The sequence below is a fragment of the Nitrospira sp. genome (assembly GCA_024760545.1).
Taxonomy (GTDB): Bacteria; Nitrospirota; Nitrospiria; order Nitrospirales; family Nitrospiraceae; genus Nitrospira_D.
In genome coordinates this window covers 2,314,992-2,338,092 of record CP060501.1, presented here as the reverse complement: position 1 = coordinate 2,338,092, position 23,101 = coordinate 2,314,992, and the positions used below count along the sequence as shown (strand labels likewise).

Below are 23,101 nucleotides of genomic sequence, written 5' to 3'. Positions count from 1 at the left end.
GTGAGAGTAAGTAACTCGATTCCGACCGCTACCTCCTCAGTTAAGGGAAAAATCCTTCGCCGCGGCTTGAAGGAGCAATTGGAGTGCCGGAGCGTTTTCACTTTTCTTTGAATGAGGGTTGGTGAGTGTTTGCAGAACAAACTCGCCGACATCGGCTGGCTGTTGGAGTGTCGAATCTAAAAAAGAATGGCCCAGAACTCTCGGGCCTGGGGATGCCTGTGCCCTTTGGCGACATCATGGAGTTGATCTTTGTAGCGGATCTCCTCACAGGAGCTCACCCTTCAATGCCGGCCGTTTCGTCAATGGCGGAAGGTCAGTATCAAAGAGTTGGGCTCGCCTCTCATGGCCACGATTCTTGCCCGTCTCTTCTTACATTAGTGAATGACATTTTGCCCGACAGTTTAGGTAAGTTGATCCAAGATACGACGGGTTAAGCGCTGCTCATGGCATACCCAAACTCGCCAGATCAGTGCACTATGAATCACTGATCCTCGAAGAACCGGACAGCGTTGGGCAAGTTAGAGAAATTGGAAATAATATAGTCGGGTTTTAGCCAACTTTTGCACCATTCCTTGGCTTGACTTGCATGAGATCGTGTCCCAACTCATGGTATTTTTAGTCCTGATGGCGGTCGCTTGTGATGCACAGATCTGGACGGACCACAAGGAGAGGCTGAATCCGGGAAGGTGACATCGGGAAGGGCGATAAATGGTTAAGCAACCGGAAATTTCGATGAGAGACTCGCGTATGGACAGGATGCTTCTGGTGGCCTATTTCTCGATGGAGATTGCCCTCGAGTCTTCGATTCCTACTTATTCAGGAGGACTTGGGGTCCTAGCCGGGGATACGCTCCGGGCGGCAGCTGATCTCGGCATTCCCATGGTGGGTGTCACGTTATTGCATCGACGCGGCTACTTCTATCAACGGGTGGACTCCCTCGGTCGCCAATCCGAGGAGCCGGTCTCATGGTCCGTGGATGATTTTCTCGAACCAATGGAGCCTCACGTGACAGTTACCCTCGAGGACCGGCCCGTACAAATCCGCACCTGGCGGTATCAGTTCAAGGGGGTTGCGGGACATATCGTACCCGTATATCTCCTCGACAGCAATCTGAAGGAGAACGCCCCCGAGGACCGAACCTTGACGGATCACCTGTACGGGGGGGATGACTCGTACCGCCTTCGACAGGAAGCGGTTTTGGGTCTCGGCGGCATCCGAATGCTGCGGGCTCTGGGGTACCAGGTGATTACACGGTTCCATCTGAACGAAGGGCACGCGGCCCTCTTGATCCTCGCGTTGCTGGAGGAGCAGCTCGCGCAGCGCGGAGAAAGTATCGCCCCGTCGCCTGAAGCGATTGAAACCGTCGCCGCCCGCTGTGTTTTCACTACCCACACGCCGGTGCCGGCCGGGCATGACCAGTTTTCACTCGATTTGGTCCGACACGTCGTCGGCGAGCGCCGGGTTGGTTGGCTCAAGGCCTGTGGGCAGGACCAGAATGTCAACCTGACCGATGTGGCACTGCGCTGTTCCCGGTTCATCAACGGCGTGGCCATGAAACATGGGGAGGTATCGCGGACTCTGTTCCCCGGATATCCGATCCGCTCTATCACGAACGGCGTGCATGCGGTGACCTGGGCCGCGCCGTCGTTTCAAGCGCTCTACGACCGGCTTCTTCCGGACTGGCGCCGCGATCAGTTGTCGCTGCGCTACGCAGTGAGTATTCCCGAGGCGGAAATCTGGGAGGCGCATATGGACGCCAAGCGCGCCTTGGTGGATGCCGTTAACCGTGGGACTAACGCAGGCTTCGATCACGATGTGCTAACCCTCGGCTTTGCCCGGCGAGCGACCGGCTACAAGCGCTGGACGTTGATGTTTCGCGATCTGGACCGGCTGAGGCGGGTCGTCGCGCAGGTGGGCCGCCTGCAGATTGTATTCGCCGGGAAGGCCCATCCGAGAGACCATGACGGCAAAGAAGTGATTCGGCAGATCCACACTATGCGCGAAGCTCTCAAGGGCGTGATCCCTGTCGCATACCTGGCCAACTACGACATGGCTTTGGCCAGGCAGGTCTGCGCCGGGGTGGACGTGTGGCTGAACACGCCAATCCCACCGCTGGAAGCCTCTGGGACGAGCGGCATGAAGGCGGCGATCAATGGCGTACCCAGCCTCAGCGTGCTCGACGGCTGGTGGATCGAGGGACATGTTGAAGATGTCACGGGCTGGTCGATCGGCGAGGGCGTCGACGCCTGCCTGATCCCAGCCTCGGGGATGGATGCCTGCCATGCCGACGCGCTCTATGACAAGCTGGCGAAAAAGGTGGCACCCTGCTTCTATGAGGATCGTTCGCGATTCGTGGGCATCATGCGGCACACGATCGCACTGAACGGCGGCTTCTTCAACACGCATCGGATGATGAGCCAATATGTCTACAATGCGTACCGTCTTCCGGATGAGCCTGTGGAGCCCTTGCAGCCTGACCGGTCGCACATGAGGGACGAAGCAGGATGATCGTGGTCGTCGGGACGACAGGCAGGCCATGGATTCACTGGTTCGAGGAAATCGGGTTGAGGATGTGCCGCTCACTGGTGGCAAGAGTGCGTTGTTGGACAGGATGTATCGGGAACTGCAGAGTGTCAATGAAATAAATAATTACGGCGAGTGTTTCCGAGACCTTCCATGTGAGGCTTGGCTTGAGCCAACCATGACCGTACGGCGATGTGTGGCTACGTCACTCGCGTCTTTCGGAGGGACGGACCCATTGCATTGGGTGCCACCGCGAGAGTGTTGGCCGGTCGTAAGAACCGGCGCGTGGCCAAGCTTGAAATGCTCTTTGCCAATCTCTGCGAGCATCCAGCTCTCATCGGACGCCTAGACTGACCCGTCGTGGTTGTAGACAACAGCCTCAATTCCAATGCCTGCCGGATTTGCTCTATGCTCGAAACCATTGCATCATCTTGGTTGTTCTCTGGATTCTCGTCAATAGGTGGCTACCCACTATGATATAGCGGTCTGTCGACTCTGAGCAATGCTGTGGGAACCGATCATACCAACTGTCTCCATGAATTCCATTCCTCCGGGATGGGTCATTGTGGATAAAGCGTACGTCCTTCTTCTTCAGAGAGCAGGCCTTTCCGGATGAGTAGTTGAATAAGCTTATCGGTGGGGGTCATAGCTGAAGGCAATGCCGGCACCGGCTCCTTCGGTTTCGACGAAACGGGCGGCCGTTTCAGTCCATACACACGAAAAAACGGAGTGAACACGATGAGATAGTCTTTATTGCGAATGCGCACGGTAGCAGGACTACTTTCAGTGTAGGGTGGCAGATCTGGACCGGATCCGCGAGGGATCAGAAAGTAAGGCTTACCGTCGGCTGTCTCGCCATCTTGCCCCAGGATCTCCATGCGTGTCAGGTTTGATTCGCTCGTGCCCGCCGACCATTCGTCGCCACCGATATTGGTGATCTTGTCAAGAACAATGATGAGCGACCCTCCCACCAAAGAATCGGACGACAAGTTCTTCACACTCACATCGTACAGATACTCGCTATTGAAGTTGTCGCGGCCTTTGAGAGTGACCACGACCTGAGCCGCTTTGTCGGTCAAGTCAACAAGTTGGTCCAATACTCCGGCCAGGACGTGGGGAGGAAAGACCGCACTCGCCGCTAGGTACAGAAGCGCGTACCATACTCCCAATCTGAAGTGGATCGCAGATCGAGATTGACGCGTAGAAGGACGCATTCCCTGCGCCTGTGAAATGTCCTTCACATACTCTTCACATTACCCCTCGCCATATGGCCCACTTTCTGTCCTACCCCCTTTTAAAATCTAGCATTCAAAAGGGGTACGGCACAATCCGACTTCGAATTACCCTTCATCGAAAACCAAGGCTCGTCAATGGCGAGAGTCTATTGACCAGAGCAGTGGGGAGTCTGGAAATTTCCATGCTCCTTTCCCGATTTTCACACGCGTATAGGCGAGAACAAACACACCACCGTGGGGACGATGATAATAGCCTTCGGTAGGTGTCAGTGACGCGGCTGGTCATTTTCCGGAGCTGCATGTGATGTTACATTTCGGTGAGAATGGTAAGTCTTAACAGATGTTCGCGAAATACTGGTCAGTGCACTGATCCGCATGGGAACAGCCTTTTGTTGCAAAATGCCTCATTCGGTGCCCTTCCGCGTGAGGAGTTTCACCTCAAATCTCGCGGCACTCTGTCCTCTCAATACCAGAATTCTCGTTAGATCTCCATGGCATGCTCTTCGCTTTATGCGTAGCTAACATGCCCCGCGCGGGCCAGCTGCCGTCCTCACAGCCACACACCATCAAGCAAGGTGAAACTGAAAGGAGAGTCACATGCGGAAGGAAGAGCACAAGATGACAAGGTGGGAACTACCAGGAGTGCCGGCCGGAGGATTACGCAAGGTTGGGCAGATAAGGGGGACGAATACTCTGATCTTACACGCCGGCCAAAATGGGATGCTCGTGGCTCTGGAATTACTGTCCACTCATACTCCCGGCGCGCCGGTGGTCGATGATCAAAACGAGTTCATTGGATTCATCAGCGAATTCGATGTCCTCCGGGCGTTGGAGGCCGGCAAGGATCTTTCGAAGCTGACCGCAGAAGACATCATGGTTCACGATCGAATCGCCGTCACGGCCCAGACCACGATCGAAGAAGCGGTGAAAACGATGGAGGAGAAGCGCTTGCTGAATCTTCCTGTGATGAAGGATGGGAGGGTTGCGTATTCTGTGACACGACACGATCTTTTGCGAGCGTGGGTTGGCCTCGGCACGTCAGGAGAAGATTAAGCGGTATCGAGAAGGATAAATTGGAACCAGGGGGTGTTACCTCCTAAATTGGGTCCAACGAGGGCACTGACGTCTACGCGTAAACTGGCGGCGGAGTTATGTCTTCGTGTGCTGCAACAGTTCACCCCACCTGCCGCCACAACCGTGGGCCATGCATAAAATGCTCATTGAGCTCAACGGCCAGATGCACGGCATAATAGTCGACAGTCTGTGGTTGGCATCTCAACGATAATAATCGCCCCACTAGTGCCAATGCACCAGCCAGTGCAACCGATATTGAATTGTGGCGCTCCGCGGGCACCATCCGATAGCACGTCCCATTTGCTGATTATAATGGCTGTAGGAATCGTAGCCGCACGGTTCACGCTGCTCTCAATGGCGAAGTTGGCGGCGCGACGTACCTCGCCTGTGCGGACTGGCTTAGCAGCTATGGATTAGCGTCTCTACTTGCGAAGGATCGTTGCCGTTTCCCTCGCTTAGCCTTAGCGCGGGTAATACAAAATTGACCTCCGCCTGTGGCACTAGACATGCACTCCTAGTGTGGGATTGAAGTAGTTCGGTATCAGTCACCTTCGTGTTACGACCGACCCCCTGGGGCTTGGTAGCATGTCCGAAGTATGAGGCGATCCATACACGAAGCGAATAAAGGAGCTGTTATGTTGCCGTCACATCTCCCTCGAGATATGAAAGATCGGTCGGTTCACCCTTTGAAGCATGACCAGTACAAGGCGAAGGGCAAACTCCGGGAGCCGTCGGTCTGCCCTGAATGCAAAGCGGTGTATCACAAAGGCCGGTGGACCTGGGATCCTGTCCCCTCGGACAGTCACGAGGTGATGTGTCCTGCGTGTGCACGGATAGGGGATGGCGTGCCGAGCGGGGTGCTCCTGCTCACCGGCGAGTTTGTCGCCAAGCATCGAGACGAAGTGCTTGGGCTTGCCCGCAATGAAGAGGCCCGCATCAAAGCCGAACATCCACTGGCGCGAATTATCAAGATCGAGGACCAGGCCGAAGCCCCGGGTGGGATGGTCATCACCACGACCGACCCCCATCTCGCACGGCGCATCGGCGAGGCTCTGCATCACGCGCATCATGGCATATTCACCTGTCGGTATGAAGAGAAGGAAGATCTGCTTCGGGCGAACTGGGAGAGCTAAGTGGATAGGTAAGAACCACACCTCTCTGCCGATCGACTGAGGCAGAGGAGGCTCTGCCTGGGCTCCTTTTCAGTCTATGTGTGCATAAGGAGTGGGGCTCATGCAGGAGGATACTATGCAGCTGACGCTGACACCTGAGGAGCAGGAGGTATTGTTGGGGGCGGTCACAAGTGCCATCTCGGACCTCGGTACCGAGGTTGGTCACACGGACAACCAGACCATGCGGCAAGACTTGCAAAAGAACAAGAAAGTCCTGTTGGCGATTCTTGACCGAAAATCTTCGAATGACCGAACATCTGAAGCGCGTGCATTAGCCGGTTCTGTTTAAGTCTGTCTGGATCGCCCACAGATGTCTTCATACGCTTTCACGAAGGAAGATCGCATGTTCGGGTGGCTGCTGGTTCTTACCATCATTATTGGATTGCCCCTGTCAGGCTTCGCTCAAATCGTGGATAAAGGCGAGTATGTCAAGGTGGCCAAAGGGACGAAGCTTTGTCCTAACGTCATCCTGGAAAAATCAAAAGGGATGCTTGATCCAGAGAACCTCTATTGGCGAGTCACCAGTAAGGCGCGGGCAAATGGCACGCAGACTGTGGATGCATTTGTTCTCGAAAGTTCATACGATCGCCAAAGCGGCGACACCACGATCGAGGAACGTCGCGATGATAGTTATGCCACCTTGTTTAAGAGAGACCTGGAGCATAAGGGCATGTTGTTGATGGTGAACCCAAGAGATGGTGAGGTTCAAGCGATCGTCGAGATTTGCAAAAAGAAGAAATAGGATGTGCGCTCCGTTGCGATGGCCTTTCCATGCTCTTGGGACTCATATGCGGCATGTCTACTCCTACCCTCTCATGATTCTTCCCGGCTTCGTGTATACTCCACGCGTGAATGAAAGGACGGACGTCGATGAAATTACAACCCTTGCACGATTGGGTTTTGATCAGGACCAGCGAACCGAGGGAGAAGAGCGCTAGCGGCATTATCATCCCGGACACCGCGCAAGAGAAACCGGAGGAAGGAGAGGTCCTCGCCGTGGGGGCTGGCCACTTTGTCGAGGACAAGGATTCGAAGGAAAAGGTCAAGAAGAAGACCTTTGTGAAGACCACCCTCAAGCCGGGCGAGCGTATCCTGTACGATAAACACGCCGCCAGAGAAGTGGAGGGTGAGGATGACGCGTTAGTGCTTGTTCGTGAAGAGGATGTCTTGGGCTATCTTCAGTAATTGACAGTCTTCACAGAGAGAGAATGGCGCGCACATCGAAGCCTGACTTCACCCCCGGACATCTGACGCTGACTCCGATTTCTGCCTCGTCGTTTGAGCAGGGCAGGCACAACGTGGCCGAACAACATAGCCTGGCAGGAAGACCACCCTATCAAGGACCGGCCGGCCAACGGCACAGCGGTCCAGGAGCACGATCATGAAGATGCTGCAGATTGTCTGTGGGGAGAAACTTGAAGAGGAGATCCTTGCCTTGTTTCAGAACCTGGGAATCAAGGGCTACACGATGATCACGGGTGTGGGAGGCAGAGGCCAGACCGGGACGGTCTCCGGAACCGGTGGCTCGATCGATCGCAATACGTTGTTCATGGTCGCGCTCGAAGATGATCACATTCACATGACACAGGTGCTGAACGCCGTGAAAGAGATACATGGCGGGCATATTCACGGATACCGTGGGCTTGAGATCCCGCTCAAAGTCTTTCTGCAACCCTGCGAAGTCATCCTGTAACGAGGTGAGGCTCGAATTCTTGGGCGACGTGGGCATGGCAAAGTGGAGTAGAAGCGCGCTGCCGGACCATTCACATAGGGGTCGTTCGTCGAGTCTGCCAAAACTGTAGACCAAGACGGTGGAACCGCTGGAAGTGGATACCAGGAGGAATCGACAAGATACAAACTTCCCTGTCATGAATCAATGATGCTCGAAGGCTGTTGGGATTCTGAGAAGATATTAACTGGCGCGAATGGCAAGGATCCCTCACAGGTCCAGCCCCTTTGCTGTGCTAAAATTGTGCTAGAAATCTCCGCAAACGACCGATCTCAGTAGAACTAATCGAATAAATAGAAACCGCTCAAGCAATCGATTACTAAAAGAAAAATGGAGAAGCCAGTGTAACAGCGACCCTTTGTTAAAATGGCCTGTTTGCTCTCTTAATCAGCGGGCCGTAGGTTCGACCCCTACACGGCCCACCATTTTCCGCAGGTTTACGAACCACCACTAAAACTTCCGCTACCGTGGGAACCGTCTGGGAACCGAGTGACGGGACTGCTGTAGCCAGGCATGCACGCGCCTGCAGAGTTCGAGCTCTTTGGTGAGCCATCAGGAAAACAACCTGTAACCGGCCAACACCGTTCCTATGGTTTGGTTTTGGTCTTGGCCCTGATCTCGTCAGCAACGTCGTAACCGCGTTTCGTCATCGTGAAAAACTCAGCACGTGGGCTAGTAGGATTTTCGAGTAACTTATTCATGATAAGTTCGTCAATGGCCGCTTTCCAGCGGACTTGTTCGCGATGGCTCCTTGGATCTATCATGAATTCTGTATCCCCTGCTACGACGGACGCACCCATCCCAAACTGCAGAAAGCCAATTTGTCCATCGCTTGCCTCCAAAAGGCTTTTCGCATCTTCGCTGAGTCCGGCCAGTATGACATTTTGGCGTCCAGAGAACTTAGCGATCTGACCAAGTACTTCTGCGATCAACTCGCCCGAAGGGGACAGGATGGTCACCGCACGTAAGTAGGGTGGTACGTCGTCAATTTTTGTATGGGCGACAAGAACCGGGAGGACGTGTCCTGCGGGACTATTCCATTTTTCCCGGGCGAATCCCATCTCGGTAAGGGCGTATGATCCCTGAGCCACCGATTCAGGGCTAATTAAGAACACCATCAAATCGCACAAGTTGATGGCTTCACGGATACGAGAGTCGTAAGGCTCTCCCGGAGGGAGCTGATCGCGATCTAAAAAGACCTCATGCCCTTCACCGCGTAGTCCCAGCGCGAGCCGGTCCGCAATCTGACGATGCTCACTTGCATAAGAAATAAAAATCCGCATATGACTATCTCGACAGGAGTCCGAGGGGTACAAGAATCCTAGCAATGAGTCAGCAGGGTTGCCCGTAGTTCATATCCTGATGACTCGTAGAGTAATGCATACAGCTATGCCAACGACCATGCACCATCGCAGGGCAACGCACCCTGCCCGACTGTCGTAATTACGGTGCGTCGTACTCGACCCACAGCATCACGTCACGCACCTTGGCGAGACGAGCGGCGTCGGTTCCCTTGTCGATGGTTAGCACGACGGGGCGAGCCGGTGACCCGCCGACCGCCTGATTGAGTGGTTGCACATTCGCGACAATGCCGTCGTCGAGCGGTCCTTTGTTCGACATCGCCAGGCCGTTGTCGATCGTGAACGGCGTGGGCGGCGCACTCCCGAACTTGAGTTCTGCGCTGAAGGTTCCTCCTTCGACGCCCGGAAGTAGTACGGCGAGGTTCGTGATGACTGCGCCTGCCGGCAACGCGAGTTTGTCCAACGAGAGCGCGATTTTGGCCGCGACGCCGGATTTACGGAGCGTTGCCAGGCCGGTTGCGTCGATCGCGAGAGCTGAAACGAACACTGCGCGGCTGGACGCTGCCGGCAGGGCAGCGGCGACCGCCGCGCCTGCGGCGTAACCGGCCTGCACATCGAACGTCACGCGCACGTCGGTGACGCGGTTCAGTCCGGTCGCGTTGGCGGGTTTTGGAAGCTCGAGCGTCCAGCTAGTCGCAAATCCCGAGCCTTCGAACGGCAACAGTCGCTCCCCTGGTAGTCCATGCAGGTCGAAGTCCCGGCGAACGCGGAACTCACTCACGGGATACGCGTCGGCGAAGCGGACGAGCGGTTGTGGAGTGCCGCCCGGCTCGCGCCGGAAGCGGGAGAAGCCCCCATTCATAAGCATGCCGCGTAGCTGCACCGTCGTGCCGGGCGCATCGACGAAAACGTCGACGGCGCGGATCCGATGAGCAAATGTGCCGGGGTGCGCGGCCACGAGATCGTCATCGCTCAGCGTGAACGTGCAGCGTCCGGTTGCTTTGAGCTGGCCGAACGCCAGCGGAAGATCCTGCGCGAGCGAATAGGTGCGAGTCAGCGGCACGGTGATTCTCGCTGCGGCCAAGCGCACAGCTTCGAGCTCGGCAAGATCCAGCGACAAGCGATCGACTCCACCCACGTCGCGCATCTTCGCATCGAAGTAGCCGAGCTTGATGATTCGCAGCGGCGTTCCGAGCATGTACGCGAGAGCGCGTTCCGCGAACCATCCGGCTTGCGCGGCCAGGTCGAGATATCGATGCAGCGAGCGACGTGCCACACCGGCGAGCGCATCCCAGAAGTCGCGATTCAGGAAGCGCTCGTTCTGGTAGTTGATCAGATCGCGCGCGTACGCAAGATCGGTCGCGGCAATCTCCGCGTGAAGGTTAGCGATCGTGACGTTGCGTTCCTGCACGCGAACCGCGGCTGCGGCCGCGGGCCGCGCTTCATTGATAAGCGTCTTGAGCTCGCCGTCGCGCTTGGTGGCCGCATCGGCCATGCCTTGCAACGTCGTGGTGCTGACCACTGCAAAAGCCGCGAACCCGCCGACGACTCCGAGCCCGCCCATCGCACTGCCGAGCCCGGCAGACTCCGAGGCCGCCGCACCCGCGCCCGAACCTTGTCCCAGTCCCAACGCGTCTCCGACTCCGCTCGTGCTCAGCGAGGTCCAGCCTTCGGAAGCGGACTTGCCGACATCCACCATCGAGGTGACGCTGTCCTTCATTCCTTTGAAGTAGTCCTTGAACTGGCTGAAGATCGAGTTGGCGTCGGCGATTTCCGCCTGCTTGGCGGTGATTTGCTTCTCCACGTCGGCGGCGAGTTTCTTCGCGACGACGACGCCCGCTTTGGCGATCTCAATCTGCTCGGCCGCGATGCCGACCGTCGCGCGCGCTTTACGCTCCTGCGCCTTGGCAGCGAGCAGATCCAAGTCGAGCTGTTCGACACGAGAGAGATACTGCAGATAGTCGCTCTGTGCGGACTTCGCACCGGTCGCCCAACGTCCTGCGGCGGCACTCAACGTCTCATATCTCAGTGTCGGGACGGCGGAGTCGCTGTATCCGTAGAAGTTCAGGCCCGCCGCGAGCTGCTGAAGTGCAAGGCGCGCGCGGTCGGTCTGATTGCGGACCCGCGGATTCTCGACCAGTCCGAACCACGGCAGGGGATCGAACGTAAACGGTCGATAGGCGCTGGTGCCAGGATCTTCGCCGTGCAGGAAGAGCACGGCCTTGTAGAGTTCGCGTGCGCGCTCGAGCATGGACGCTTCATCGGTCCGGTAGAGCGCCTCGGCCCACGCAAGGATGGCGTCGGCTTGAACGATACGAGCGTACCGCTCTTCGAGCTGATGCAGAATCGGAGGGGTCTCCGGCGTCAGTGCGTCGTAGCCGCCGCGGAGCTGAGCGGTGAGCGGATAGGGCCCATCGAGGTAGCGATCGTCGGTGTAAGTCAGTCGAGCCGTGTACGGACGATCGCCCAGCGCGTCGTTCCAGCGCAATCGACCCGCCACGACGTGCTTAACGGACACGATCGCGTCCGGATGCTTCACCATTCCGGCGGGAGTTCCGAGCATCGCGGTGCCGATGTAAAAACCGGTCACTCCGGCAAGCATGTCTACGGCGCCCGCGAGATCGCCGAGTCCCGAGCGAATCGTGGCGCGAAGCATCGGCAGCAGAAAACGGAGCTGATACGTGCGCAGCCGTGTAACCTGATCGCGCGCGGTGCGGAAGTCGAGCAGGTCAGCCCCAGCCCACAGGTCGATGGGCCGGGCCAGCTGCCAGAATCGCTCGAAGCCGTCGGGCGGATAGCTCGATTCTGTGCCGGTGAGCTCGACGATGTTGCTGACCTTCATCCGCCGACGTCGGGTGAAGCTGAGTGGTCGCGGGAAGTTGCCACCGCTCATAATGGGTTCCCAATTTTCTCCGGCGACAGGGTTCGGCGCTGCTGAGTTGAGCAGGCGCTCGGCCTCGTCGGCAAGTCGTGCCGCGGCGGCGAACTGACTCTTGTCGATCGCTTGAACGAGCTCGGTGAGCTTGGCATCGGCGGCGCCGTAATCGAGCAGGAACTTCGCAGATCGGTGGACCTCTCCCATCGAACCGAAATATCCTTGGTACGACGTCATGCTCTGTGTCAGCGGCAGCCCGTTGTGATAGTCGAGAAACTTCTTGCGCGCTTCGTCCAGCCAGGGCCCGCGAGGCACTCCGGCGACTTGAGTGCGGATCGCCAACAGATTCTCGGCGAAAAATGGTTGCTGACGCGCCAGCCATTCATCGAAACGCAGGAAGAACGGTGCAGCGCCGACAACTTCTTTCCATAGGATGGGCTTGCCTTCCTCGCCGGGAAGCTGAGGCTCGATGACGTTTTCTCGTGGCTCGAGCGGACCCTGTGCCGTATCGCTGAGCACGTGCGATAGCGTGTGGATGTTCAGCGCAACGGGCGAGGAGAGAGTGCTGTCGGGTTCGTCGAGAGGCAGGCGATATCTGTTCGCGAATTCCAGAGGGGTGATTGGAGCCGCTTCCAGCAGCGCATCCAGGTGCTGCCGGTCCGTGTGCGCGCCCTGCACGGGCAACGAACCAATTGCGATCGCGAATCCGAAACCGGATGCAGTGGGCGCGACCAGGATCTTGGTGACGATGGGCACCAGGAGCTTGTTGAGCGGAACCTCCATACGATCGGCCGTTCTGAAGTCCTGGAAGAATCGGCGGAGCAGCTGACGTTCGACGATGTCGGGGAAGGTCTTTGGGTCGGCCCCGACTCCCAGCTTCTGCTGATGCGCGAAGAGTACGAACACACTGCGCAGGTAGTCGCGGTACGACTGGTCATCGGGCAGCGCCCAGGGAAACTTGTCCCAACCAAGTCCGGGTTTGATGAAAAGGTCCGGGTCGAAGGTGGGCTTGTCCGTCACCTCGAACCGATGCGGCAGATCACGCACCGGTACCAGCCGCACGCCGCCATCGCGAAGAGCTTGCGGGTCTAGAATAAACGCATCACCTGTATTCCCGATGTTGTCTTGGCTGAGTGCGCGATCGATGTCCGCGAGCAGTCGTGCTCGAGTGCCGGCAGGCAAGAGGCGCGCGATGCTGTCTCGTTCCGGACTGGCGAGGTCGCTGGCCACATCGTCAGCGCGCACTCTTCGCGTCGCAATCAAATGCTCGGCCAGCATTCCAAGCTGCTCAGGATCGACAAGGTCCGTACCAGTCACTTCGATCACAGCGTCCTCACTACCATCCAACATCGCTCGTGTGATGGGAACGGCAGGACCATCGTGCTCCGCTGCGCGCACCACTAGCTCGCGGCGCCAGAGAGCGGGATCCAGCTCGAGCACCGCAACGCCATCGGGGCCTGTTCGTGTCTGTGCGAGTACGTCAAGGTCGCGACTATCTGTGCTCTGCAGTTGAACGACTACTTCTGCGAGCGGTACGCCTGTGGCGGCGTCACAAACGTGTATTCGGATGTGCAATGGGTCAACTTGTGTGGTCAAGGGAACCTCCGTAAGAGCACGCTGAGGTGCGAATCGAATACCAAAAGCTGTATGTAGGCCCCTTAGAGCGTGTCTAGAGACCCAGTTGCCGAACGCGCGGAAGTGGCCGTGCGAGGGGCGTTTTCGCTGATGCGCGGATTGGCTGAGCTCAATGCAATAGGGAAAATAGTTACGGATCGATCCAGACTTTGCAGGCCCGATAAATCAGTTCGCTCGGGCATTTCCTGAAGAGCGATAATTGTTTGATGCAGTTTGAGTGGTACGTTGGCGAGCAGGTCCGCTGTTAAAGCCCTTGGCAACTCATGCAAACCGGCATAAGCGATATTGGAAGCGGCCAAGCCCAGACCTATCATTAAAGTGAAAAGGCATCGCATCATCCTGTCGCTCTCCTTTCACTTTATAGCTAATCGGTGAGAGACTTTAGTTTTTGGGATACCTCATAACAGTTGGAAAGACGAATCCAGTTGCTGGAACGAAAAGTAGACGAAACGTTTTGTGATGTCAATGAGCGATGGATTCGGGTTTTCACTACGACGTTGTAAACTTTGAGTGTACTACCTCCAAATGCACGCGACGGGACTGATGTGATGCTCAGGAAGGGAAAGTAAAGGATTGGAAGGGGAAAAGCGCTATCCTCGCGCCTTACTGAAATCGAAATGAGTGCTTCCTACCGAGGCATCAGGCTGCCCCTGGAGGACTGATATGACTGGAAACTAATTCAGAGGAAAGTTCCAGGATGTGGGCTTTGAATCTTCCACCTCGTGCGCCGGCAGACGATGCCATGCCCGTAATGCCCGTCGCTGTGCCTCACTGTGTTGGGAAGAGGCCCAGACGAGTGTCCATTGCTTTTGCGCTGGAACACATAGGTTAGTGTAAGGGGTTGCTGTTATCACCCATGTCTCAACACGATCCTCCGGGGGTGGCGTTCGTGGGGTGACCGGTTCCTTCGCAGACCAATCCCCGCAGACCCATCCTCTCGGCGTGAGATGCCATTCAAGATGGACAAACAGGGCCGCGCTGATTGTTCCACGTATGAGCAGTCCATGCTCCATATCAACCTCCCTTGTAATCTGTCCAGCAAGCTGTATTCGCAAGTTGAATGCCATGAGAGATATGCCCAGAAGACTCGGCGCTATTCGCTTCTAGGTGCAATGAGTTAGCATGTGGGAAGCGACATGAGATGACAGGTAGCGCGGGTATCGCAGTGTAGGAAGAAGTGAGAGTGAGGGGGTCTGTTTTGTGTGGTTATGACACTAGGCAGACCCCTGGGTTGAGGACCGTAGCTCCCGCCCGGCAGAGTGGCCGTTAGATGAGATGGCAGGTGTTCATGCGGTGTTCGTGAAGGCGATAAGACGGGCTGAAGTGTCAACAGATGCATACCTCCAGTAGATTTCATTTCAAACCCGCAGCTTGAAACCTCCTCTACACGTTCTCTTACATTAAGAGTACACTCCACCCCACACCGTGCACCCGTGGGTGTATCCATACGATCCACAATGCCGTGAGGATACACAACCTGACTGAAGGGCCAAGGCTGGAGGCTGATCGGCGCGTGCTATCAACGACAAGGGCGAGATTGCAGCGCAGGCCGCATTCAATAACAGACCGAGGCGTGCGGTCCTTCTTCTGCCGGCTAGACTTTTGGGCGGTTTCGGTCAGACATGCCCGGCTGTGCTAGACTGATGCCCCGGCACTTCGCTCTCTCGGTTGGATAGGAAGCCGCTATGGAGCAAGGCCCATGATTCGCTCCACCCGCATCTTGCAATTTGCCAAGCACGATCTCTGGACCACAGATCTCATGGGCGTTTCATTCCTCCGTCGGTTAGGCATTCAGGCGCTTCGGCTGGGGACGGCTGTCGGACTGGAGTTCCGTCATCGCTTGCTGGATGCCCGGGCGGCCGGGCTCGTCTACACCACGCTGCTCTCGCTGGTGCCCTTTCTCGCCGTGACGTTCTCGGTCCTCAAGGCCTTCGGCGTCCACCATGGAGTTGAACCCTTGCTGGCCCAGGCCTTGGAGCCGCTGGGCCCGAAGAGCCGGGAGATCACCGCCACGATCGTGGGCTTTGTGGATAATATCCAAATTAGTGTGTTGGGAGCGATCGGGATTGCCGGGCTCTTCTACACAACCTATTCGCTGATCGACAAGGTCGAACAGGCCTTGAACGCGATCTGGCTGGTCAAGCAGGGGCGCACGTGGGAGCGGAAGTTCGCCGATTACTTGAGCGCCGTTCTTGTTGGACCGGTCCTGGTCGTCGGCGCGTTCGGCCTCCTGGCCTCACTCCAAAGCCAAGCTCTGGTCCAGCGCCTTGTGGAGTTAGAACCGCTCGGAACCCTGTTCGTCTGGAGCGGCGAACTGGTTCCCTTCGTGATGTTGTGTGCCGTGTTCACGTTCTTTTACAAGGTCATTCCCAACACGCATGTTGACTTGCGCTCAGCGGCGGTCGGCGGCGTCTCGACGGCGGTTCTCTGGGGCATCGCAGGGGAGGCCTTTGCAAAATTCGTTGCGGCATCCGCCAATTACAGCGCGATCTATTCGGGTTTTGCGGTCCTCATTCTGTTCCTGCTGTGGCTTTATGCCAGCTGGATGATTGTACTCATCGGCGCGCAGCTCTCATTCTTCCACCAGTACCCCACGGCCTATCTTTCGCGTTTGCTGTGGGAACAGGGCACCTATGTGTTTCGGGAACAACTGGCCCTCAAGGTGTTGCGCGTTCTAGGGCATCACTATCTCAAAGGAGATCGCCCATTGGGTGTGGCCGAGTTGGCCGGCGAGTTGAATCTTCCCTTGTCTCTGGTGGAGGAAGAAGTGGAACGTCTTGTCGACAGGGGCTTTGTAGCCCGGCTCCAGGAACCGAAAGGCGTGAGCTTGATCAAGGCGCCCGATCTGATCTTGGTGAAAGAGGTTCTGGATTCGGTCCGAAACGGAAGTCCGCCGTGGGTGCTCACCCATTTGGAAACGACCGATCCGATCTCCAGCCTTTTGCGCCGTCGGGACAAGGCCGTGGAGCATGCGCTGGACGGTGAAACGGTGCACTCGCTTCTCCAGGAGCAACCACAATCCCGTCAGTAGGTGTCCGATGATATACGGGTCACGAGTCTGAGCGAGGAGGGCTGGGTTGTGTGGAAGAGGAATCGGACCGAGTCGGTGTAATCAGGTGTTGGGTTTGAGACGGAATCATCCCCTGAGCGTCCATCATTTCAAACAGCAAACAACACTTCAGTCGGCCACATACGCCCAGCAGGCGCGGGTCATCGATCGGTAGTTCGAGTTTTTTGGCCTGTTTGGCCGTGATGGGCTTCACATCAGTCAGAAAGCTCGCGCAACACAGCACGAGCCCGCAGGTATCGATGCCGCCAAGCCGCCGGGCTTCTTCGCGCACCCCGACTTGACGCATTTCGATGCGGCCGCCGAAGCGGCGAGCCAGTTCACGAACCAGTTCGCGAAAATCGATTCGGTCCTCCGCGGTGTAGACAAAGGTGAGTTGCCGGCGATGTATGGCCCCATAGACTTCGACCAGCTTGAGAGAGATGTGGAGCTCGGCCGCTTTCGCTCGACAATAGGCGGCCGCTTCTCGAGAAAGCGTCTCAAGCCTGCCGATCAATGCCGTTTCTTCAGAATCAGGCTTTCGTAAAATGGATTTCATGGCTCGCATGGGCGGAATAAACGGGGTGGAGTAAGGCTCTGTATAGACGACCCCGTACGTGACCTCGCCTTCAACCTCGAGTAAGACGGGGTCACCGCTGCGTAAAGGCACGCCGGACGCACCCAATTTCTTGACCTCTCCTTGATTCCGGATCTTCACTCCAACAAGGCGGACCGAGGTGGGATAGGTGTGGGCAGACTCTTGGGTGATAGCCGGTTCCATGAAGCGATCATACACAATTTTAGTCGATGGGGGAACTAGTAAGGGTGAGTGCGGCGGTCAAAAGATGCCAGGAAGTATGAGCGGAGATGAATCGTAACTCATTGATTCTAAATGACAAAATTACCAATACTCCGCCTGCCTTGTTATGGTAGGCTAAATCCACAGTCGGAGGAAGATGGAGTGACCCATGGCGACGATGCTCAGAGAACGAAAGAAGATGTTGCGCATTCCCAATCAAGTTGTCCTTCCCTTTGGGTATCGGATTTCGGTCAGACAATTGTCGGATGCGGAAATGGACAAACGCGATGCGAATGCCGATGGTATTTGGGATGATGACACCAAGACGATCTATGTACGAAAACGACTTCCTGTCACGCGCCGCCGGTACATTTTAGCGCACGAACTGGGTCACGCCTGGCTGGACTGGCAACATCGCTATATGGACGATGGGAAAGCCAGTACATAGCGACCGGAACAGCTCAGTCTTCTACCAAGCTCATGATGTGTTTCCACTCGATCGGGGTGACCGGCTGAACGGAGAGCCGTGAACCCTTCTGCAGCAAGACCATTCCTTTGAGCTTGCGATCCTTCCGCAATTCATCCAGCGTCACAGGCCGCGGAAATGTTCTGACATATCTGATATCGACCATGTCCCATCGAGGCTGAGAGGGCTTGCTCTCCGGGTCGTAGTGCGTGTCCCTCTTGTCGAATTGCGTCTGGTCAGGATAAGTGGTCTTGACGACCCTTGCGACGCCCACGACTGCGGGCGGGTCAGCATTGCTATGGTAGAACAGGACGTGATCACCGATTGCCATACTGCGCATGAAATTACGCGCTTGATAGTTGCGGACTCCATCCCAACAGGTCGTCTGATCGGGAGAGCGCATCAAGTCATCAATCGAAAATGAGGAGGGCTCTGACTTCATCAGCCAATACTGTGCAGAACGCATGTACGCATCTCCTTATCGAACTTGATTGAGGGCAACCTCACCATCTTTTCTCACGGAAGCGAGAGACGGTAGATTCCCCCTTTATGATCGAGGACGTAGACCTCGCCGGCCTCATCGATCCCAAACGATGAAATCTGTAGTGACGTCTTGAGTATGGTGTGCGGTTCATCGAGAGCATGATTTCTAGCAGAGGGATGCAAAGCAAAGATTTCCCCGCTACAGAAATCCCCATACACGTATGCACCCGTCAGATTCCTAAGCAGTCGTCCGCGATAGACATAGCCACCGATAATCGAACAGCGCCCATTTTGATGCGAGTATTCGAGAATCGGCAAGTTCAGGTTGACCGTTGAACAATCGGCCGAAGGATGAAAACAATGGGTTCCTTCCATCACTCGCCAACCGTAGTTTCCTCCGAGGGTGATCAGATCGATCTCTTCCCAGCTGTATTGACCGACGTCGGCTGCCCACAGGTGTCCGGTTGTGCTGTCAAAGGAAAACCGCCACGGGTTTCGTAATCCGACAGCATAAATCTCCGGTCGGCCACCGGTTGTAGCGAAGGGGTTGTCCGTCGGAATTCCATAGGGATCACCGCGGTCCACATCGATCCGGAGAATCTTTCCAAGGAGGTCATTGGGATTCTGCGCGCGGTTTTCCGGGTCGCCTTTTGAACCGCCATCACCGAGGCCGACATATAAGTAGCCGTCGGGTCCGAAGGTCACCATTCCACCATTGTGATTGGGATAGGGTTGCAGCACGGTCAGGAGAATCCGTTCTTCGTGAGAGGCCGACGTCTCCGCTGCACCCCGGTGATACTCAGCCACGATCGTCGCGCCGTCCGGCTTTCTCGTGTAATTGACGAAGAAGCGCCCATTCCGGTGGTAATTAGGATGAAACGCAAGTCCCAGAAGGCCGCGCTCCCCACCGGAAAGTACCCGCTCGGTGACATCGAGAAAGGGGCCGGGACGCAACGCATTCGCTTCCAGCACACGAATGCGACCGGGTTGTTCGACCACGAAAAGTCGCGTAGACCCATCACCGGCATGGGTGAGATAGACCGGTTGCTCGAGGCCATGTGTGACGAGCGGAGCGAGAGCGACCACATGTCGCCCGTCAGAAGGCTTGGTAGGTGGAGCCAACGCGTCGTCCGCTTGCAGACTGCCGGTTGGCAGCAGGATGAGTATCACGGACCACCGGATGATCCAGGAATCCATATGTCAGCTTCGTCCAGGTGAGCGGGATTCGATGAACTCGATCAAAACCCGATAGGTAAGCTCCCTCGTTTGAGCCTTGCTGAGGTTCCGACCTTCAATATTTCCTTCCAGCCAAACTCGGTCAGATACCGGCGCGACCGCCTCATTACAGAGACTCCACATATCATGGAGAAACCCCTCGGGCAATCCGACTTGGACCCCTTCCGATTCAATGCGATCGTCCAGCAGCGCGAGGAGATCGGAAATGGCTTGGTCAGGCCGGTATGGGAGTGGAGTGAAGCCGAACTGCTCTTGCGAGAGCGTGTCCTGTGTCGCCTGATCGACGAGATCCCGCATGTATTCTTTCAGCAGGCCGATGACATGGCCGGAAAAGACGATCCGAGGTTCCATGCGCCATTATCGAGTTTCTGCAATGAAGGAGCAAGATCAAGACAGGTCCAATTATGGATGATTCACGTTGGACGTTGGAATGACCGGAAAGGAACCACAGGCAGCTGTACCGGTCCGGTTTGCTGGGAGCAGCATCTGCAGCGGGGAATGAGCGGTAGGGAATTGAGCGGGGGTACACCTCGCTGGCAGTTATGAAGTAGCGGCTCGTGATAATCGCAGGGTCGGTGTACCCGCGCAGAATAGACTCTACGCCTTTTCACCAACTGCGCAAGGCCCGAAGATGGCCTTATGAGGGAGTCCGTTTGGGCTAGGGGCATACGCACCGGCAGGATCTGCTGGTCTACCTCTTCTCTGCGGTGATTGAGTCGTCGGTCCTGGTGAATGGAGGACGACGAGCGAAGGCTGAATCGTGGTGATGGTATTCAAGACCGTCGACATGACGGCTATTGATTCATCGAGCAGCGGCATATTACTTTCTGGGCAGCATCACGCGAACATGATGCCTGTCAAGGACCGATCTGTTACCAAGAGAGCCTGCAATGACCGAACGTTTCGAGATAGCCATAAACACGCCGGCTGGTCAGATCACCAGCGCAGTGGAGGTGCCGACCGGTTTTGTTCCCATTACAGCGATTGTTCCCTTGATACGGCGTTTAGGAGAGGAGGCACAGGCTCTCGAGGTCGAGCGCTCCGTTGAGTCGGGCAAACCGCCATCCTGTCGCAAGGGGTGTGCAGCATGCTGTCGAATGCTCGTCCCGCTCTCGGCCCCGGAGGCCTTGGCGTTACGAGAATGGGTTCGGTCGCGTCCCGCTGAGCAGCAGGCTCGCATTTCGGCGCGGTTTGCCGAATCAAAGCTTCTGCTGCTGTCTCGCGGGGTTTGGCGAAAGCTCTTGGAGTTGTGCGATGCCCCTGAAGAGCCGGACGATGATGCCTTGGATGGTGTGAATCGTGAGTACTATGCACTGCGGATGCCATGTCCGTTCCTTGAAGAAGAGCTGTGTACGATTTACGACGAACGTCCCGCCGCGTGCCGCGAACTGTTGGTGACATCCCCATCCGAATACTGCGAGGACATGATCGAAAATCAGGTTGAGCCGGTACCGACACCCATACGGGTCAGCACTGTTTTGGGGTTAGTGTGGCAAGAATTGACGGCAACTCCGACGAGGCTGATTCCGCTCCCGGTGGTGCTCGATTGGGCGGAACGTCACGAACATGCGAATCAGCGGACATGGAAGGGCGCACAGTTACTGGATCAGGCTTTGGACAAGGTCTGGCGCTACTTGAGCCAGTCATTTTCAGGAGGCGGAGAAAAGGCCGTCAGGTGATGGCCTGAGTCGGCGGTATCGTCTATGGATGAAGAGGAGAGATGCATGCAGAAGCCCGTGGTGGTGTGTTTGGATCTGGAAGGAGTGCTCGTTCCGGAGATCTGGATTAATGTCGCGATGAAGACCGGGATTGAAGAATTGAAGATCACGACCCGTGAGATGCCGGATTACGACAAGCTCATGAAGCAGAGGCTGGACATACTCGATCGGCGAGCGTTGAAGATCGGCGACATTCAAAATGTCATTACAAAAATGGGGCCATTAGATGGGGCGACTGATTTCCTCGCGTGGTTACGGGAGCGCTGCCAGGTGATTATTTTGTCGGACACGTTCTATCAGTTCGCCCAACCCCTCATGCGACAGCTGGGCTTCCCGACTCTTTTCTGCAATCAGCTGGAGATCGACGGGAGCGGCCGCATCGTGAATTACCATATGAGAATGCAGGATCCAAAGAAGCATGCCGTCGCTGCGCTCAAAGCGCTGAACTTCTTTACGATGGCTGCCGGTGATTCGTACAACGATACGGCCATGTTGGGTGAAGCTCACGCCGGATTTTTCTTTTGCCCTCCTGAACATCTCCCGAAAGAGTTCCCTCAGTTTGCTGTGACAAAGACTTACGGCGAACTGCAGGAGCGGTTTGCCAAGACCGGTCAGTTCGCTGTCTCTTAACATACGGAGGAAAGAACTTAGAAATTTATCCAGAGCTGTGCATAAGCCCAATCCTGCCCGACTGCGTGGCGACCCAAGCTGTATGAAATATATGGACTGGGAAACAGATGATCATGGCCGGTTTGAATGCCGACCATGCCGTTCATGAAGAAATGGGTCCAGACGATATCGACTTCGTCGTCGATAGAGGTCTTAGCTCCAGGAGGTTTGCTATGCGCTCCTATATCGGTAGTCTTATTGGTAGTCTATCCCTAGTGTTCGCGCTGACAGCATGCGCCATGCTTTCCAAGCATGATTGCGTTCTCGGCGATGCCGATGACAAGGCAGAGCAGGAAGAGCGATACAAGACCTGGTTTCAAACACTCACGCCAGAAGAGCGGGCAAGGGAAGTACTAAGGCAACACGAACGCGCATTGTCGCCGTAAAAATCCGACAGTCCAGAGTAAGTTCTGGACATGAATACACGAACCCGCCTCCGGCATTTTGTTCTCGACGAAGTTCTTGCCCCAGCTCGTATTCAGGTTTGAAGAACGCATGTCGGACAGATTGATGTCCGATCCCTGAACTCCAGACCAGAAGGGGTGAGAAGGATTTTGATCCCCGTGCCAGGTGTAATTGACCAATAGCGACCACCCTCTACCTGATCCGGATTGACCTCGCGGATCCAGGCGTCGAACCGCCTGCAAGGAATCGAAGGGCAACGGAAGTGGTCCTTGACGCTATCGCTCCGACCGGGAGCGGGACAATTCTAGACAAGTCCGGCAAAAGCAACAGCGAGTGGAGTCTTGAACCAGACGGACTTCGGGAACAATATGCTCGGGGACCAATAAGGTTTACAAATCTTAAAATGTTACGTGTAAGTAACGCGTTAAAATGCGGTTACAATGTTATTCATAACAACTTAATATTACAAGGTATATTTGCATAATCTCCTCTACAGTTCAGCGCTGCATAGTCCAACAACGATACCATAACTACTCATATGGTTCTCCCGATGATCTGAGTTTCAAAACGTAAAAAATAGAACTTCTCGAATTTTGTCATAAGTTTATAATTCACATCCAGAAAAGTTACCAAGTCAATCGTGTGGTTTGAATATTGCGAGTGCATACTACGATTTGCATCGAGTGCATATTGCGATAGGCATATTTCGAATAGAGAGGTCGAAGTTTAGCTTCG

General features: G+C 55.9%; 20 protein-coding genes. 12 read left to right on the top strand and 8 right to left on the bottom strand.

The features are described from left to right. Positions 1-747: 747 nt before the first annotated feature. A complete protein-coding gene (gene glgP / locus H8K03_11010) occupies positions 748-2,508 on the top strand; it encodes an alpha-glucan family phosphorylase (protein ID UVT18378.1) in 1,761 nt (586 codons plus the stop codon). A gap of 575 nt (positions 2,509-3,083) precedes the next feature. On the opposite strand, the gene H8K03_11005 is transcribed toward glgP, so the two are convergent. After that, positions 3,084-3,737: a hypothetical protein gene (locus tag H8K03_11005; GenBank protein UVT18377.1), complete on the bottom strand. Its 654-nt coding sequence runs from the start codon at positions 3,735-3,737 to the stop codon at positions 3,084-3,086. Positions 3,738-4,355: 618 nt separating this feature from the next. On the opposite strand from H8K03_11005, the gene H8K03_11000 reads away from it, so the two are divergent. The 6 genes from H8K03_11000 (at position 4,356) to H8K03_10975 (ending at position 7,697) form a co-directional block, all read left to right on the top strand. Next, positions 4,356-4,811, top strand: coding sequence for a CBS domain-containing protein (locus tag H8K03_11000; GenBank protein ID UVT18376.1), 456 nt, complete (start codon positions 4,356-4,358; stop codon positions 4,809-4,811). 656 nt (positions 4,812-5,467) lie between these two features. Then, the gene (locus tag H8K03_10995; GenBank protein UVT18375.1) at positions 5,468-5,965 is read left to right on the top strand and encodes an ATPase; all 498 of its coding nucleotides are present in this window, start codon (positions 5,468-5,470) and stop codon (positions 5,963-5,965) included. 115 nt (positions 5,966-6,080) lie between these two features. After that, positions 6,081-6,293 (top strand): hypothetical protein, encoded by a 213-nt coding sequence (locus H8K03_10990; protein ID UVT18374.1) that lies wholly within the window; start codon positions 6,081-6,083, stop codon positions 6,291-6,293. Between the two features lie 21 nt (positions 6,294-6,314). Continuing rightward, entirely contained in the window at positions 6,315-6,746 is a 432-nt protein-coding gene (locus H8K03_10985) for a hypothetical protein (protein UVT18373.1), read from the top strand. A 128-nt stretch (positions 6,747-6,874) separates the two neighbouring features. Next, positions 6,875-7,189 carry a co-chaperone GroES gene (locus H8K03_10980; protein ID UVT18372.1) on the top strand — a complete coding sequence of 105 codons (315 nt, stop codon included), beginning with the start codon at positions 6,875-6,877 and terminating at the stop codon, positions 7,187-7,189. Between the two features lie 196 nt (positions 7,190-7,385). Further along, positions 7,386-7,697 (top strand): hypothetical protein, encoded by a 312-nt coding sequence (locus tag H8K03_10975; protein ID UVT18371.1) that lies wholly within the window; start codon positions 7,386-7,388, stop codon positions 7,695-7,697. Between the two features lie 623 nt (positions 7,698-8,320). Here H8K03_10975 and H8K03_10970 read toward each other — a convergent pair. From H8K03_10970 to H8K03_10960, 3 genes are all read right to left on the bottom strand, one after another. Then, on the bottom strand, positions 8,321-9,016 hold the full coding sequence (locus tag H8K03_10970) for a toll/interleukin-1 receptor domain-containing protein (protein ID UVT18370.1): 696 nt from the start codon (positions 9,014-9,016) through the stop codon (positions 8,321-8,323). Between the two features lie 160 nt (positions 9,017-9,176). Next, positions 9,177-13,235: a hypothetical protein gene (locus H8K03_10965; GenBank protein UVT18369.1), complete on the bottom strand. Its 4,059-nt coding sequence runs from the start codon at positions 13,233-13,235 to the stop codon at positions 9,177-9,179. A 332-nt stretch (positions 13,236-13,567) separates the two neighbouring features. Then, positions 13,568-13,882, bottom strand: coding sequence for a hypothetical protein (locus H8K03_10960; protein UVT18368.1), 315 nt, complete (start codon positions 13,880-13,882; stop codon positions 13,568-13,570). 1,361 nt (positions 13,883-15,243) lie between these two features. Here H8K03_10960 and H8K03_10955 point away from each other — a divergent pair. Further along, a complete protein-coding gene (locus H8K03_10955; protein UVT18367.1) occupies positions 15,244-16,575 on the top strand; it encodes a YihY family inner membrane protein in 1,332 nt (443 codons plus the stop codon). A gap of 19 nt (positions 16,576-16,594) precedes the next feature. Here the strand turns inward: H8K03_10955 and H8K03_10950 are convergent, their stop codons facing one another. Continuing rightward, positions 16,595-17,371, bottom strand: a complete 777-nt coding sequence (locus H8K03_10950; protein ID UVT18366.1) for a hypothetical protein — start codon at positions 17,369-17,371, stop codon at positions 16,595-16,597. A 187-nt stretch (positions 17,372-17,558) separates the two neighbouring features. Between H8K03_10950 and H8K03_10945 the strand changes: the two genes are divergently transcribed. After that, positions 17,559-17,837: an ImmA/IrrE family metallo-endopeptidase gene (locus tag H8K03_10945; GenBank protein ID UVT18365.1), complete on the top strand. Its 279-nt coding sequence runs from the start codon at positions 17,559-17,561 to the stop codon at positions 17,835-17,837. Between the two features lie 13 nt (positions 17,838-17,850). Here H8K03_10945 and H8K03_10940 read toward each other — a convergent pair whose 3' ends face one another. The 3 genes from H8K03_10940 to H8K03_10930 are packed head-to-tail and all read right to left on the bottom strand — an operon-like array spanning position 17,851 to position 19,925. Beyond that, complete coding sequence (locus H8K03_10940; protein UVT18364.1) at positions 17,851-18,321, bottom strand: EVE domain-containing protein; 471 nt, start codon at positions 18,319-18,321, stop codon at positions 17,851-17,853. 50 nt (positions 18,322-18,371) lie between these two features. Continuing rightward, entirely contained in the window at positions 18,372-19,535 is a 1,164-nt protein-coding gene (locus H8K03_10935; GenBank protein UVT18363.1) for a PQQ-dependent sugar dehydrogenase, read from the bottom strand. A gap of 3 nt (positions 19,536-19,538) precedes the next feature. Further along, positions 19,539-19,925 carry a hypothetical protein gene (locus H8K03_10930; protein ID UVT18362.1) on the bottom strand — a complete coding sequence of 129 codons (387 nt, stop codon included), beginning with the start codon at positions 19,923-19,925 and terminating at the stop codon, positions 19,539-19,541. 539 nt (positions 19,926-20,464) lie between these two features. Here H8K03_10930 and H8K03_10925 point away from each other — a divergent pair. The 3 genes from H8K03_10925 (at position 20,465) to H8K03_10915 (ending at position 22,347) form a co-directional block, all read left to right on the top strand. Next, positions 20,465-21,253 carry a YkgJ family cysteine cluster protein gene (locus H8K03_10925; protein ID UVT18361.1) on the top strand — a complete coding sequence of 263 codons (789 nt, stop codon included), beginning with the start codon at positions 20,465-20,467 and terminating at the stop codon, positions 21,251-21,253. A gap of 45 nt (positions 21,254-21,298) precedes the next feature. Further along, positions 21,299-21,922, top strand: coding sequence for a bifunctional phosphoserine phosphatase/homoserine phosphotransferase ThrH (gene thrH / locus H8K03_10920; GenBank protein UVT18360.1), 624 nt, complete (start codon positions 21,299-21,301; stop codon positions 21,920-21,922). A 113-nt stretch (positions 21,923-22,035) separates the two neighbouring features. Beyond that, positions 22,036-22,347: a hypothetical protein gene (locus H8K03_10915; protein ID UVT18359.1), complete on the top strand. Its 312-nt coding sequence runs from the start codon at positions 22,036-22,038 to the stop codon at positions 22,345-22,347. Positions 22,348-23,101: the final 754 nt, after the last annotated feature.